General features: G+C 39.0%; 13 protein-coding genes. 11 read left to right on the top strand and 2 right to left on the bottom strand.

Features of this window, described 5'->3' with window-relative positions:
* The first annotated feature begins 64 nt into the window (after positions 1-64).
* The 6 genes from KSK37_RS04190 to KSK37_RS04165 all read left to right on the top strand — a co-directional run bounded on the left by KSK37_RS04190 (position 65) and on the right by KSK37_RS04165 (position 5815).
* The gene (locus KSK37_RS04190; protein ID WP_088360440.1) at positions 65-1024 is read left to right on the top strand and encodes an NAD-dependent epimerase/dehydratase family protein; all 960 of its coding nucleotides are present in this window, start codon (positions 65-67) and stop codon (positions 1022-1024) included.
* Between the two features lie 45 nt (positions 1025-1069).
* Positions 1070-1372: a hypothetical protein gene (locus KSK37_RS04185; RefSeq protein ID WP_217199624.1), complete on the top strand. Its 303-nt coding sequence runs from the start codon at positions 1070-1072 to the stop codon at positions 1370-1372.
* 225 nt (positions 1373-1597) lie between these two features.
* Positions 1598-2269: a hypothetical protein gene (locus KSK37_RS04180; RefSeq protein ID WP_217199623.1), complete on the top strand. Its 672-nt coding sequence runs from the start codon at positions 1598-1600 to the stop codon at positions 2267-2269.
* 376 nt (positions 2270-2645) lie between these two features.
* The gene (locus tag KSK37_RS04175) at positions 2646-3359 is read left to right on the top strand and encodes a 3-ketoacyl-ACP reductase (RefSeq protein WP_088360405.1); all 714 of its coding nucleotides are present in this window, start codon (positions 2646-2648) and stop codon (positions 3357-3359) included.
* 325 nt (positions 3360-3684) lie between these two features.
* Positions 3685-4224, top strand: a complete 540-nt coding sequence (locus tag KSK37_RS04170; RefSeq protein ID WP_217199622.1) for a hypothetical protein — start codon at positions 3685-3687, stop codon at positions 4222-4224.
* Between the two features lie 742 nt (positions 4225-4966).
* Positions 4967-5815, top strand: coding sequence for a hypothetical protein (locus KSK37_RS04165; RefSeq protein WP_246566215.1), 849 nt, complete (start codon positions 4967-4969; stop codon positions 5813-5815).
* Between the two features lie 108 nt (positions 5816-5923).
* Here the strand turns inward: KSK37_RS04165 and KSK37_RS04160 are convergent, their stop codons facing one another.
* Complete coding sequence (locus KSK37_RS04160) at positions 5924-6751, bottom strand: ion transporter (RefSeq protein ID WP_088360402.1); 828 nt, start codon at positions 6749-6751, stop codon at positions 5924-5926.
* Between the two features lie 62 nt (positions 6752-6813).
* Here KSK37_RS04160 and KSK37_RS04155 point away from each other — a divergent pair, with 62 nt between their 5' ends.
* Both KSK37_RS04155 and KSK37_RS04150 read left to right on the top strand, forming a co-directional pair.
* Positions 6814-7911, top strand: coding sequence for a Nif3-like dinuclear metal center hexameric protein (locus tag KSK37_RS04155; RefSeq protein ID WP_217199621.1), 1098 nt, complete (start codon positions 6814-6816; stop codon positions 7909-7911).
* Positions 7912-7915: 4 nt separating this feature from the next.
* Positions 7916-8695 carry a zinc ribbon domain-containing protein gene (locus KSK37_RS04150; protein WP_088360401.1) on the top strand — a complete coding sequence of 260 codons (780 nt, stop codon included), beginning with the start codon at positions 7916-7918 and terminating at the stop codon, positions 8693-8695.
* A gap of 67 nt (positions 8696-8762) precedes the next feature.
* Here the strand turns inward: KSK37_RS04150 and KSK37_RS04145 are convergent, their stop codons facing one another.
* Positions 8763-9962: a pyridoxal phosphate-dependent aminotransferase gene (locus KSK37_RS04145; protein WP_217199619.1), complete on the bottom strand. Its 1200-nt coding sequence runs from the start codon at positions 9960-9962 to the stop codon at positions 8763-8765.
* An 84-nt stretch (positions 9963-10046) separates the two neighbouring features.
* On the opposite strand from KSK37_RS04145, the gene rsmG reads away from it, so the two are divergent.
* From rsmG to KSK37_RS04130, 3 genes are all read left to right on the top strand, one after another.
* Positions 10047-10682 carry a 16S rRNA (guanine(527)-N(7))-methyltransferase RsmG gene (gene rsmG / locus KSK37_RS04140; RefSeq protein WP_217200049.1) on the top strand — a complete coding sequence of 212 codons (636 nt, stop codon included), beginning with the start codon at positions 10047-10049 and terminating at the stop codon, positions 10680-10682.
* 54 nt (positions 10683-10736) lie between these two features.
* Positions 10737-11153: a hypothetical protein gene (locus KSK37_RS04135; protein WP_217199617.1), complete on the top strand. Its 417-nt coding sequence runs from the start codon at positions 10737-10739 to the stop codon at positions 11151-11153.
* Positions 11154-11250: 97 nt separating this feature from the next.
* Positions 11251-13983, top strand: a complete 2733-nt coding sequence (locus KSK37_RS04130) for a PD-(D/E)XK nuclease family protein (RefSeq protein WP_217199616.1) — start codon at positions 11251-11253, stop codon at positions 13981-13983.
* Positions 13984-14057: the final 74 nt, after the last annotated feature.

Here is a 14057-nt window from a genome sequence, read left to right as displayed (position 1 = left end):
TCCGTATATTTGGAATGCCAGGACATACTGTTACTGTTCATCAAAAAGCATTAAAAACATCACCATGCAGACCATCATTGGATCCGGAGGCGCTGTCGGAATACCGTTAGCCAAAGCCCTAAAGAAATTTACAGATCACATCCGTCTGGTTAGCCGGACCCCAAAAAAGGTGAACGAAACGGATGAGCTTTTTCCGCTGGATGTCAGTGACCTTTCTCAGATCGACAGCGCAGTGGCCGGGAGTGAAACGGTATACGTTGTCATCGGGTTCGAATACAAACTCAGCGTATGGCAGTATACATGGCCGCCATTTATGAAAGCAGTAATTAATGCCTGTAAAAAGCATCACGCCAAACTGGTCTTCTTTGATAATGTCTACATGTATGATTCATCTGCAATACCATTCATGACTGAGGATTCTCCCATCCACGCGCCCAGTAAAAAGGGGGCCGTAAGGCAGCAGCTCCATGAGATGATTATGAATGAAGTGAAAAATGGCAGTCTTACCGCCCTTATCGCAAGATCCGCTGATTTCTACGGCCCGGATAATAAAAACAGTACTTTGAATATGCTGGTTATTGATCAGCTTTTAAAAGGAAAGAAGGCGCAGGTATTGGGTGCCCCCGATAAAATTCATACCTATACGTACACTCCGGATGCTGCTGTGGCCACCGCGTTACTGGGAAATACCGCTGATGCCTATAACCAGGTTTGGCATGTACCTACAACAAAAGAGAAACTAACGAACCGGCAGTGGATTCAGTTAGTTGCGGAAGAACTGAAGGTAGAAGCTAAAATTCAGACCGTACCCGTCTGGCTGATCCGGATCCTCGGATTGTTTATGCCTGTCATGAGAGAACTTCCGGAAATGAATTATCAGAATGAACAGGATTATATCTTCGACAGCAGCAAATTTGAAAAACGGTTTGGTATTAGCGCAACAGCTCCCAAAGACGGCATAAGAATACTTATTGAAAATTTAAAGGGTAAGAAAAATGCCGTCACTTCATCGGAAACAGACTGAGACGGAGAACTTTTAATACTTAATATTCCTACATTAAAGATCAAAATGGAAAAGAAACTTTTTACGGTGGTAAGCACGATATCAATGATCTTCCTCATTATGGCTGCGGTATTCAGCGCGATTGGTACTGCGTTTACCGGCTTTTATCCCGGAGTTGCGGTACTCGCTTTACTCGCTCTGATTCCGATGCTCTCCAGGCTTTATTCCAAAAAAATAAGTGCCGGTTCCGACAATTTTCAGAGAAATTATTATCTGATATTCACTGCTGTTAATTTGCTGGTGATCGTGATTGGTCTGTGGATGGCCTTTGTAATTCTTATTGACCGTGTTTTCAGCAGAATTTTATGATATTCCAGAGATACTCGCTTTTTCCGGTCTATTAAAATCTAAATTATTCTTTGATACTGTTTGCAGTATTTGTTTTTTAAAACCTGTTTTTAAGTGGTTATTTTTAACTAATTTGGGTGTTTTAACTTAAATTTAGTGTTTGTATCTACATTAATGATGTAAAACGTTGTAGCTTTACTTTATGAATTTGATGAATTCAATTTATAAAACTAAAAAACGCAACCGATGAAAATTTTAAAAACCATGCTCAATCCGTTGAGACACGCCCTTATGCTGTTGCTCATCATTCCTTTCAGCAGCAGTTTTGCACAGAACCAGGAGATGAATAAGTCTCTGGACAAAATTGTAGAAACTACATTTCACGTTAAAGATTTCAATGTATGGAAACCCCTTTTCATGAAGGATTCTCTGTTACGCAAACAAAACGGAATTCAAACCATCGTTATCAGTTCACAGGTGGGACATCCCCATAAAATGATGAATGTAGGTACAGTGGCAGATGTAGAAAAAGCAAGAGCCTCCATGAAAGATCCTGCATTTCTGGAAAGGATCAAAATGAGAGGCGTATCGGATCCAAAAGCCGAATTTTATCAGGTAATAAGGTTCAATCCCGATTCTAAAGAAACAAAATGGGCGATAATGACCCATAAAGTGAAAGATTTTGATGCATGGATTATTGGTTTCGACAAAGGAAAACCGATGCGAGACAGTGCGGGATTGATCGATGTGGTTGTAGCAAGGAATATTGACGATCCTTCCATAGTGCAGGTCGTTTGTGATATTACGGATATGGAGAAGGCCAAAGCCTTTATGAATTCTCCAATGCTGAAAGAAAAAATGAAACAGGCCGGAGTCATCAGTACACCCCGCATTGAATATTACGAATCAAGAGAGTAGGCTCTCCACTTATTATTAAACATTCTGAAAGATTCAGAATGTTTCTTGTTATCTCCGGCACTTGACGGCCGGTGGATGTTTCAGCAATAAAAAATGCCCTGCAGGAAGCAGGGCATTTATCCGTTCATCTCAGCGCTGCCGTAATGAACTTCTAAAAAATCATTGCTCAAAAGTAATAAAGGCAAAGCTCATGGCCTTACGGTTTCCCGTAATCCGGCTGTTTTTTTTAGAATATAATGAGTCTTGGAAAATTCATATTGTGATGGAGCTGCTGATTTTGGCTATTCATGCTCTGCTGTCAGATCTCATTTATCTGTTCAACAGCCGGTATCAAAAAATGTATTTCGTAAATTTGTAACTCATAAAAAGTACTGATATGAATTTAAAAGGAAAAAATGCCATCATTACAGGTGGAGGAAGAGGTCTGGGAAAAGCTGTGGCTTTAGCTTTGGCAAACGAAGGAGTCAATATTGGAATCACCGGACGGAATGAAGAAAATTTAAGAAATACGGTTGAAGAAATTAAGAAGCTCGGCGTTAAAGCTTCTCTTGCAGTCTTCAGTATTGATGATGAATCTGCGGTGAAAGCCGGCATAGAAAGTTTGGTAAAAGAACTGGGAGGAGTAGATATCCTGATCAACAATGCAGGAATCGGAAACTTCGGATCGATTGAGGAAATGTCTTCAGAGACCTGGGAGCAGGTCATCAGGACGAATCTGTTTGGGGTATACTATGCATCAAGAGCCGTATATCCTTACCTAAAAGAAAAAGGACAGGGCGATATCGTAAATGTTGCTTCTACTGCGGGGTTGAAAGGCGGGCCGAACATGTCGGCATATGCTGCCTCAAAAGCTGCAGTTGTTTCTCTTTCACAGTCGATGATGGCAGAATGGAGAAAACAGAATATCCGTGTTATTACGCTTACTCCAAGCACTATTGCTTCGGATATGTCCATTCAGGGAGGTCTTACTGACGGTAATCCGGATAAAGTGCTGCAGCCTGAAGATTTTGCAGAGTGGGTAAGAGACATCCTGAAAATGAACAGAAGAGCGCTGATCGCCAACGGTTCTATTTTCTCAACAAACCCGTAACGCATCATAAAATATAAAGCTGGTCTAAAAGCCGATAGGACTCTTCTTATCGGCTTTTATTATGGTGAAAATTAATAATGTGCGATTCCCAGGCAGGGGAGGTTAACTGCTTTACGGTGATAGAGTGACGGTTCGCGAGGTAATTATTTCATAATGAATGAAACGTCAGGCAAAAAGCGAAATATGAGACACACATAATTGTTTGACGTGACAGCCTCCAGTAAAAATAATTATGTTAAACAATGTTAAAGCATCTCCGCGTGGCATTTTTATTGAATTTAAGAGAAAACAATCAACAAAATATTAACTTAAAAATTTTACTATTATGGAAAATTCACAGTACAAACCGGAATTTAGAAGCGACTATGTATCAAGAGTATTCAAAACCAGAGATGAGGCGGACAGCGCTTTTGAAGACCTTCACGGAAGAGGATACAGCAAAGACGACGTTAACGTAATGATGTCTGACAACACCCGCGACCGTTATTTTACCAACAGCGACGAGGATTCTGTGCTTGGCGATAAAGTAGCCGAGAATGCAGGAAAAGGGTCACTGATAGGAGGCGGAATTGGTGCTGTAGTAGGTGCTGTGGCAGCTATTGGTAGTAACGTATTGCTTCCCGGATTAGGGCTTGTGATTGCAGGACCATTGGCAGCAGGTCTGGCAGGAGCCGGAGCTGGAGCTGCAACAGGAGGATTGGTTGGTGCCCTTACAGGAACAGGTGTTCCGGAGGATGAAGCCAGAAGATATGAAGATGATATTAAAAACGGTGGAATCTATATGGGATACAAACCGAAAAATGAAGAAGATGCCCGTTCTACTTATGAAAAATGGTATAATGATGATACTCAGTCCAGACTATAAGTATTAAAAAAATTCAGAAAGAAGTACACTGCAGAACAGTGTACTTCTTTTTTTTGCCTACCTTTAATGGAAAATGTCCGGCTTGGTAACTCCGAATGGGTTGATCACTAAATTTTTTTTCCGTTTTTTCTTACTACTGCTGGTTTTTCGCTTAATTCCCCGTGGTGAAATTCCTGCTTACCACAAAAAAAATAGTTTATTTTAAAAATACGGTGTTTTCACGGTATGAATATTATCAGATGTTTGTAAATTTGGAAAAGATAACAGAACAAATTGATAAGAAATATTTTCTGATATTCCCACCATTCAATCACATTTTTAAACCGCTTTTTTCTGTAGGATTTTGGACAGTCTGATCAGATCGAAAGGTTAAAAAACTATTAAAAGGGTGAAAATTAATAACCATTAAAAAAACAGAACTTTTTAAGTTTTAAGTGAGCGGGAATAAAGAAAATTACAAGACCCAATAATCAGAACACAAATGATGGGATTTAAAAAGAAGGTGCATTTAACGGTGCACCTTTTTTGTGCCTTATTTCGGCAAATTATCTTCCTGTTTCAGGGGCTCGATAGATGATTAAACCACAAGAAATTAAAAATATTTTTTTTATTTCAGTGCATGAATATGTTGAAAACATACATTGATTTGCAATATATAGTTGTTTTAAATTATTCACAAAGGGTGTTTTCGCGGTATATTATTTTAGCTAATTGATGTAATTTTATTGACTAAAACACACAAATGATGAAAAAAATTACCTTGGGAATAGCATTTCTGCTGTTCACGCTTTTAAACGCACAGGTTGGTATCAATACAGTAACCCCCAACGGGGCCACTGTACTGGATATTACTTCCAATGAAAAAGGAATTTTGATTCCAAGACTTTCAGATTCGGAACGTAATACAAAACTTGCCGATAATGATCCGCTGACTGTTCCTCCCGCCGGAGTGGTGAATGCTAATCTGACTGCGGGCACCCTTATTTATAACACTACTGTAGATCGGTTTGAGTTTTGGGATGGCGTGGTTTGGAGACAGCTTTTTGTTGCGACCAGTTCCGCAGCGGGAAACGATGGCGTGGTGAAAGTAGATTCTGGTAATGGAGTGAAGCCTTCCGTTACGCTTTCTGCCAGTGGAAATTCCTATGGTACACCTGCGCTGATCCTGTATAATACACCTTTGGTTTTTGCCCCCAGCCCAACGACAAGCTGGCCGGAAACCACCGTACCGTTTCCTGGGGTAACTGGTAATATCTACACAGGAACAGGGACCACACAGCGATGGAAAGAAAATCCGATTGAAGGACAGGTTCACATTTGGCGGGTGATGGCAAGTGTCACCGCAGGCTCAAGTTCCAGTGGATCTTTAAGAGGGACTTTTAAAAATCCAACTTCCGGGTTTGAGGTTAATTCTATTGCACTGCTCCCATCCGGATCGTCAACATCGAAAGTAATTACGTTTTATTTTTACACCATTGCCGATCAGCAAAGTATTCCGCCCGGAACCGGTTATCAGCTGACTTTAGAAGCGGATGTCTCCTGTACAGTTACTATAGATTCAATCACAAGAGTTTCATTATTCAAGGATTAGAAAAATTATATCGATAAGAAAGATAGATGCTGAATGATCATTATATATCAGAATTAACACAACTGATTGAAAGAAAGGGAGAAGATACAGTTCGCTGTATCTTCTTTTTTATACCACTTTTTCACCACAGATTTTACAGTAGCGGGCGTCATCATCAATGTCATCATTACCGCAGCGTCCGCACACTTTTTCAAGATTTTGGCGTTTGTTGCGCATTTCTGCAGTTACAATTCCGGTCGGAACAGCGATGATGGAGTAACCGGCAAGCATCAGCAGTACAGACAGGAACTTTCCCAGTGGAGTGCCCGGCGAAACGTCCCCATAGCCAACAGTGGTCACTGTGACAACAGCCCAGTATATACTTTGAGGAATACTCTCAAAACCTTCACGGTGACCTTCCACCATAAACATCAGTGACCCCACAATCACGCAGAAGATAATCAGGAACAGAAGGAAAATATAAATTTTTCTCGAACTGTGCTTTAATGCCCTGACGATAAAATAACCGTCATTCATAAAGTCAAGAAGGTTGAAAATTCTGAAGACTCTCAGCATTCTTAGCATTCTCAGGATGAGGAAATATTTGGTGATCGGGATAAAGAGGCTCAGATAAAAAGGAAGAATGGCCAAAAAATCGATAATCCCGAAAAAACTGAAAATGTAGGCTCTCTTGTTTTTTATGGTCATGATTCTAAGGACATATTCAGCTGTAAAAAAAGCGGTAATAATGATTTCTAAAATCACAAAAATCCGGTGGAGTTTTGCATCAAAAATCTGTACGCTTTCCATCATGATGATAAAAGTACTCAGGAGGATCAGAAGCAGCAGCACAAGGTCGAACAGTTTCCCAAGTTTGGTGTCCGACTGAAAGATAATCCGGTAAATCTGGCGTTTCCACTTGGTTCGCTCGGATATATAATTGTGTTCTTTTTCCATGATTTTTATTGAAAAATAAATGTATAGAAATAAATTCTTATTTTCGTCACAAACTTATGAAAATGACAGTAAACGAAGTGATATCCGAAATCGGAAGAAAAATTCCGCTGAAACAGGCAGAAGATTTCGATAATGTAGGACTGTTATGCGGGAATCCGGAACGTGAAGTTTCAGGAATTCTGGTCTGTCATGATGCTTTGGAAAATGTAGTGGAAGAAGCCATTTCGAAAAATCTCAATTTAATCGTCACTTTTCATCCTATCGTATTTTCAGGTTTAAAATCTATTACTGGAAAAAATTATGTGGAACGTTCGGTTTTAAAAGCCATTGAAAACAAAATTGCCATTTATGCGATTCACACCGCATTTGATAATGATTATTTCGGGGTAAATTTCAGGATCTGTGAGGAATTGGGTTTAATCAATCAGAAAATCTTAATGCCCAAAACTGAAAATCTTAAAAAACTGGAAGTATACGTTCCGAAGGAATATTCAGAGCAGGTAAAGACCACGCTTTTTGAAGCCGGCGGCGGAAGTATCGGTTTCTATGATGAATGCAGTTTTTCGGTTTCGGGAAACGGAACTTTCAGACCTGTGGAAGGATCAAATCCTTTTTCCGGAAGTCAGAATGTCCGTGAGAATGCAGATGAAGTGATGATCTCTGTAATTTTTGAAAGCTATAAACAAAATCAGCTCCTTACTGCAATGAAGGCTGCGCATCCTTACGAAGAAGTCGCTTATCAGATCATCAGGCTGGAAAATGAAAACCAATATTCCGGTTTGGGAAGGTACGGTGATCTTGAAAATGAAATGACTGAGAAAGAATTTCTGCAATTTGTAAAGGATAAATTCAGTTTAAAACTGATCCGTCATTCAGATTTTAATTCAAAAAATATCAAAAGGGTAGGAGTTTTAGGCGGCAGCGGTGCCAGCGGCATCAAGGCAGCACTTTCCCAAAAATGTGACGCCTATTTAACGGGAGATGTAAAGTATCACGATTTTTTTCAGAACGAAGGTAAAATGCTGATCTGCGACATTGGACATTATGAATCCGAACAATATGTAACCCAACAATTAATTGAGATTTTATCGGAAATTTTTCCTAAATTTGCAGTCTCAAAATCTGTTGAGAAAACCAATCCTGTAAATTATTTTTTATAAAAATATGGCTAAAAAAACTGTAGAAATCTCTGTTGAAGATAAGTTGAGAGCACTTTACGATTTGCAAATCATCGATTCAAGATTAGACGAAATCCGCAATACAAGAGGCGAATTGCCAATTGAAGTTGAAGATTTGGAAATTGAAATCGAAGGTCTTGAAAAAAGAGCAGAAAAATTTCAGAACGAAATCAAAGAGCAAAATGACGAAATCGGCACGAAAAACGAAGTGATTAATCATGCCAAATCTTTGATTGATAAATATAAATCTCAACAGGATACTGTTAGAAATAATAAAGAATTTGAAGCCCTTGGGAAAGAAATCGAATATCAGGAGCTGGAAATTCAGCTGGCTGATAAAAGAATCAGAGAATTCGGGGCGAAAATTTCTCATAAAAATGAAACTCTGGAAGAACTTACTTCTAAAATCGGTGAACTTAAAAATCACTTGAAATTCAAGAAAGAAGAGTTGGAAAATCTGGTTGCAGAAACTCAGAAAGAAGAAGACTTCTTATTGGCAAAATCAGAGGAATTCGCAAAAAATATTGATGAAAGACTCTTGGCTTCGTACCAGAGAATCCGTAACAATACAACAACCGGGCTTGCTGTAGTAGGTTTGGAAAGAGGAGCACCAAAAGGTTCATTCTTTACTCTTCCTCCACAAAAGCAAATGGAAATTGCACAGAGAAAGAAAATCATCATCGATGAACACAGCGGAAAAATCCTTGTAGACGACGATTTGGTGAATGAAGAAAACGAAAAAATGAAAGATATTATCAAATTTTAATTCTTTCCGAAAATAAAAAAAAACGGTTCGAAATTTTCGAACCGTTTTTTTTGTCATAAGGAGTCTGTCAGCTTACCGCAACTTTTTCCAGACATGTTTTAATTCTGTTCATTGCCTCTTTCAGTTCTGCTTCCGATGCGGCATAAGAAAACCGGATGCAGTTGGAATTTCCGAAAGAAACGCCGCCCACCGTTCCAACATGTGCATTCTCCAGCAGGAACATTGCGAAATCATCAGCATCTTTAATTTGGTTGCCGTTCAGTTTTTTACCGATATAATAGGAGATATCCGGAAAAAAGTAGAAAGCCGCTTCAGGGTAATTCACTTTAAATCCGGGGATTTCTTTAACCAAACCATACACCAGTTCTCTTCTTTTCCTGAACTCCTCAATCATGTACCGGTATTCAGACGGATCGGTTTTTAGTGCCGTGACTGAAGCTTTTTGCGCGACTGTGTTCGCACCGCTTGTCATCTGTCCCTGAATTTTCTCACAGCCTTTTGCTAACCACGCCGGACATGCCGAATAACCGATTCTCCAGCCTGTCATTGCGAAGGCTTTGGACATCCCGTTAATCACCGCGGTCTGTTCGTAAACCTGAGGAAATTCGGCAATCGAAGTATGCTTTCCGTCGTAGTTGATGTATTCGTAAATTTCGTCAGAAATAATGGTGATCTGCGGATGTCTGGCAATGACATCGGCAATTTTTTCCAGCTCTTCGTAAGTATAAAAACTTCCTGAGGGATTACAGGGTGAACTGTAAAGCAAAGCCTTTGTTTTTAGGGTAATTGCTTTTTCAAGCTGTTCTGCGGTTATTTTAAAGTCAGTTTCAATTGAGGTTTTTACAAAAACCGATTTTCCGTCCATCATTTTCACCATTTCGTCATAACTCACCCAGTAAGGAGCAGGCAAAATCACTTCGTCACCCTCGTTAAGAATGGATGCCAGAACATTCAGAATCGATTGTTTTGCACCGTTCGAAACACAAATCTGGGATGGAAGATATTCCAGGTTATTGTCGCGCTTCAGTTTATCGCAGATGGCCTGTCTTAAATCTAAAAACCCCGGAACCGGTGAATAGTGGCTGAAATTATCGTTAATGGCTTCAAAAGCCGCAGCTTTTATGTTTTGCGGCACGTCAAAATCGGGCTCGCCCAGTGTTAAACTTATCACATCAATGCCGTTGGCTTTCATTTCGCGCACCTTGTTGCTCATCACAAAAGTCTGTGAAAAGCTCATTCTGTTCAGTCGTGCAGAGTATTTTTCCATAAATATTGTTAAGAATCCCAAAGATAAATTTTTTATGCAGAGTTCTAAACTTGTTTTTTTAAATTTGTGGAAATTATAATGAAAATGGCAGTTGAACTCATTGAAAAATATTTCCCCAACCTTTCCGAAGACCAAAAAAATCAGTTTGCAAAACTTGATGAACTCTATAAAGAATGGAACGAAAAAATTAATGTGATTTCCCGCAAGGATATGGAATCGCTCTACGAAAAACACATCCTGCATTCTCTGGGAATAGCAAAAGTGATGCAGTTCGCTCCGAACACTAAGATTTTAGATATTGGTACAGGAGGCGGTTTCCCGGGGATTCCGCTTGCGATCTTATTTCCTGAAGTTCAGTTTACTTTAATTGATTCCATCGGAAAAAAAATAACCGTGGTTAAAGAAGTTTCGGAAGGAATCGGACTGAAGAATGTGACCGCAGTTCACGGAAGAGCCGAAGATCTGAAAGCTAAATTTCATTTCGTGGTAAGCCGGGCAGTAACTCAGATGCCTGTATTTCTAAGGTGGCTGAGGGGGAAATTTGAAAAAGAACAGTTCAATCCTAAACATAACGGCGTTTTGTATTTAAAAGGAGGAGATTTAGCTGAAGAACTCGCCGGTTTGAAAGCGGAAATTTTTTCCCTGAAAGATTTTTTCGAAAGTGATTTTTTCGAAACCAAAAAAGTGGTATATTTATCTAAAGGAAATTTCAATTCATAATTTGATATAATAAAGGGTTAATCAGTGACGTTTTAATATTAAAAATTATTAATTATGAAAAAATTATATAAACTTGGTGTTTTTGCTCTTGTAATTTTGACATTTACAGGATGTAATGACCGTTTCGATGGCGACGAAATTTTAAATACCGACGCCGTAAAGATCGACAGCGTAAAAGTTGCTCAGGATACAATGGATGTCTTCACGATACAGACCATCAAAACTTTTTCAAACTATACCGCAAACTGTGAAGGTTTTTATGGCTACGACTATTTTCACACCAATCAGACAGAGCGACGTGTTACTTCATATAAATTCAAAACTTCAGCCGCATGCGGAAATACGGTTGCCAAAGCTTCACAGATTAATTTCAGGCCGCAGCAGACCGGAACTTTCACCTTTAAATTCTGGAACGGAAAAAATGCTGCAGGTGAAAATGTGTGGATCGAAAGAAATATCGTGGTCAGATAACTGACTAAAATATACAGAACAGCGAAAGCATCAGGAATAACTCATTTTCCTGATGCTTTTTTGTTATAATTTTCTTAATTTCCATTTTTATATCCTTATGAAATTTCTTAATAAAATCATCACCGAAGTGCTGTCTCAAAATTCTGATCTGTCAGGGTTTAATATTGTTCTTCCCGGGAAAAGACCTGTTGTTTTCATCAAAAAAATCCTTAAAGAAAATCAGTATTCGGGTTTTTTACCCAATTTTTTTACTGTTGAAGATTTGATCCAGGAGATTTCAGGAAAACAGCCTGTCCAGGGAATTGCGCTGTGGCTTTTTGCTTTCGAAATTTACCGCGATATTCAGCCTTCCGAAGACTTTTCCAATTTTCTCAAATGGTTTCCGACACTTCTGAAAGACTGGGATGACATTCTGAAATTTTCCGGCAAGGATGAGACGGTTTTGGAATATATGTTTGATGAGGAAAGAATTAAAAACTGGTCTGAAAACCTCGGCGAATCAGAAGAAGTTCCGAGGAAGAAGTTTCTGAATTTCTGGCAGAAAATGAATCTTTTTTTACCGATCTTAAAGCAGAAGCTTAATGAGAAAAACTGGGCTACTTCAGGAATGATTCATGAATCCGCGAAAGATAAAATTGAAGATTTTGCACAGAAAACTCAACAGAAATTTGTTTTCTGTGGCTTCAATGCTTTCACTCCGGTGGAAGAAAAATTGGTAAAAAGTCTGCTGCAGTGGGATAAAGCGCAATGTTTCTTTCAGGCTGACGAGTATTACATCAATGATACCAGACAGGAAGCAGGCAAATTTCTCAGACAGCATAAAACGTGGAAGGAATTTAATGACAGCCGGAGTTTTCAGTGGATTGAAAACGATTTTGCACAGCCGAAAACGATTAAAGTCTATGAAGTTTCAGGAAATATTACCCAAACGAAGGTTTTGCCCGAAATTTTTAAAGAACTGGATGATCAGAATCTTTCACATACAGCAGTCGTGTTATTGGATGAAAATCTGCTTCCCGCCAGTCTGGATGCGATGAGTGCGGTTGAATACCTGAATATCACGATGGGATTTCCGCTGAAAAACCTTGGTTTCAGCAATGCCGTAAAGCAGCTGTTTTACCTTCAGAAACAGCTGGAGAAAAAAGATTCTTCCTATTACTATAATGATGTCCTGTCTATTCTGGAAGAACTTCCGAATGATGAGCCGGATCAGAATATCATTGCCGGTTTTAAGAACCAAATTGAGGAAAGAAATATTGTTTATATTTCTAAAAAACAGTTTGCGGAGTTTCTTTCCGGCCTTTCTTATTTTAACCTTTTCAACAAACCTGCTTCTGTAACTGAATTTTTGGATTTGCTGATCGATTATTGCTATAATCTGAAATTCAGGGAGCTGGATGATATCCTGTACGAAAATATTTCCCATTTTGAAAAAAGTTTTAAGATCATCAGAAATCAGATTTCGCCTTACTCATTTGCAATAAAGATGGAAACGCTGGAAGTGCTGATCAATCAGCTTGTAAATTCTGAAACGATTGATTTTCAGGGAGAACCGCTTCAGGGTTTACAGGTGATGGGACTTTTAGAAACGCGGCTTTTGAATTTTGAAAATATCATTCTCCTTTCTGCCAATGAAGGAAAATTACCGCTCGGAAATTCGCAGAATACATACTTGCCTTTTGATGTGAGGCAGCATTTCGGACTCCATACTTTTCTGGAAAACGACAGCATTTACGCTTACCACTACTACCGTTTGATCCAGGATTCGCAGCATGTTCACCTGCTTTTCAATGCGTTGAATTCAGGTGTCAATACCGGAGAAAAAAGCCGTTTTGTCACCCAGATGGAAATTGAGGACCGTCATCATCTGATTGAGCATATCATCATAGAAAACACATCAGATCCGATCAGTCAGGAAGCTATTCAGATTGAAAAAACGCCTAAAGTTCTGGAAAAACTGGAAGAATGGAAAAAACGTATTTCGGCTTCACATCTCACTTCATATATTTATAATCCGGTGGATTTTTATTTAACTAAAATTCTCAACACCAAAGAAACCAGCGAGATTGAGGAAGAACTTTCCCAGAGAAGTTACGGAAATCTGGTGCATTACGCACTTCAAGATCTGTATGAAAAATTAATCGGTAAACAGTTAACTGTTAATGATTTGACTTTTTCAAATGAAGCGGTAGTTGAAGCGGTTGACCGGGCCATTGAAAAATTAAAACATCAGGTTGAATTTTACGAAAAGGGAATGAATTATATCCACCGTTCCATCGCTGAAAGGGTAGTGAGGGATGTTCTGGATTATGACAGAAATTTAGTTCAGGAAGGAAATTCCCTGGAAATTTTGAGTGTTGAAGGAAATTTTGAGAACATCAGTTTTTATCTGGATGAGGATGAAACTGATCAGGTTTCTTTCTACGGATTTATTGACCGTGTTGACAGGCTTAACGGGAACCTGAGAATTATTGATTTTAAAACTGCAAAAACGAAAAATCTTTCTGTTTCACAACCGAAAAAAGCAGAGGATGAGGAAAAACTCGAAAAATTATTTTTCCGTGATGATTATAAGCAGGCGATGCAGCTTTGTGTGTATGCGTATTCAGTCCTGAATGAGAAAAAATATCCGGACAACTTTGTGGAATGCGGCATCTGGAGTTTTGCCGAAGTGAATAAAGGTGTTCAGAACCTCAGCATTTTTGGAGAAAGTGAAATCACCAATCAGCTTTTAGAAATGCCGATGAAAGCCATTAAAAATGTAATCCTCGATATTCTGAACCCTGAAATAGATTTTGTGGAAACCGAAAAAGTAAGTTGGGGAGCTTAAGATTAATCGTACATGAGTCTTCAAAATACAAAAAGCTACGAGATCGATCGTAGCTTTTTAATATATGGTACTAT

The organism is Kaistella soli (assembly GCF_019038595.1).
GTDB lineage: Bacteria > Bacteroidota > Bacteroidia > Flavobacteriales > Weeksellaceae > Kaistella > Kaistella soli.
The sequence above is the reverse complement of the archived record's forward strand: the minus strand, read 5'-3'. Positions and strand labels throughout refer to the sequence as shown.

Excerpts from the sequence above, each read along its gene's own strand:
- KSK37_RS04190 (WP_088360440.1), top strand. The coding sequence starts at position 65 with ATGCAGACCATCATTGGATCCGGAGGCGCTGTCGGAATACCGTTAGCC.
- KSK37_RS04185 (WP_217199624.1), top strand. The coding sequence starts at position 1,070 with ATGGAAAAGAAACTTTTTACGGTGGTAAGCACGATATCAATGATCTTC.
- KSK37_RS04180 (WP_217199623.1), top strand. The coding sequence starts at position 1,598 with ATGAAAATTTTAAAAACCATGCTCAATCCGTTGAGACACGCCCTTATG.
- KSK37_RS04175 (WP_088360405.1), top strand. The coding sequence starts at position 2,646 with ATGAATTTAAAAGGAAAAAATGCCATCATTACAGGTGGAGGAAGAGGT.
- KSK37_RS04170 (WP_217199622.1), top strand. The coding sequence starts at position 3,685 with ATGGAAAATTCACAGTACAAACCGGAATTTAGAAGCGACTATGTATCA.
- KSK37_RS04165 (WP_246566215.1), top strand. The coding sequence starts at position 4,967 with ATGATGAAAAAAATTACCTTGGGAATAGCATTTCTGCTGTTCACGCTT.
- KSK37_RS04160 (WP_088360402.1), bottom strand. The coding sequence starts at position 6,751 with ATGGAAAAAGAACACAATTATATATCCGAGCGAACCAAGTGGAAACGC.
- KSK37_RS04155 (WP_217199621.1), top strand. The coding sequence starts at position 6,814 with ATGACAGTAAACGAAGTGATATCCGAAATCGGAAGAAAAATTCCGCTG.
- KSK37_RS04150 (WP_088360401.1), top strand. The coding sequence starts at position 7,916 with ATGGCTAAAAAAACTGTAGAAATCTCTGTTGAAGATAAGTTGAGAGCA.
- KSK37_RS04145 (WP_217199619.1), bottom strand. The coding sequence starts at position 9,962 with ATGGAAAAATACTCTGCACGACTGAACAGAATGAGCTTTTCACAGACT.
- rsmG (WP_217200049.1), top strand. The coding sequence starts at position 10,047 with ATGGCAGTTGAACTCATTGAAAAATATTTCCCCAACCTTTCCGAAGAC.
- KSK37_RS04135 (WP_217199617.1), top strand. The coding sequence starts at position 10,737 with ATGAAAAAATTATATAAACTTGGTGTTTTTGCTCTTGTAATTTTGACA.
- KSK37_RS04130 (WP_217199616.1), top strand. The coding sequence starts at position 11,251 with ATGAAATTTCTTAATAAAATCATCACCGAAGTGCTGTCTCAAAATTCT.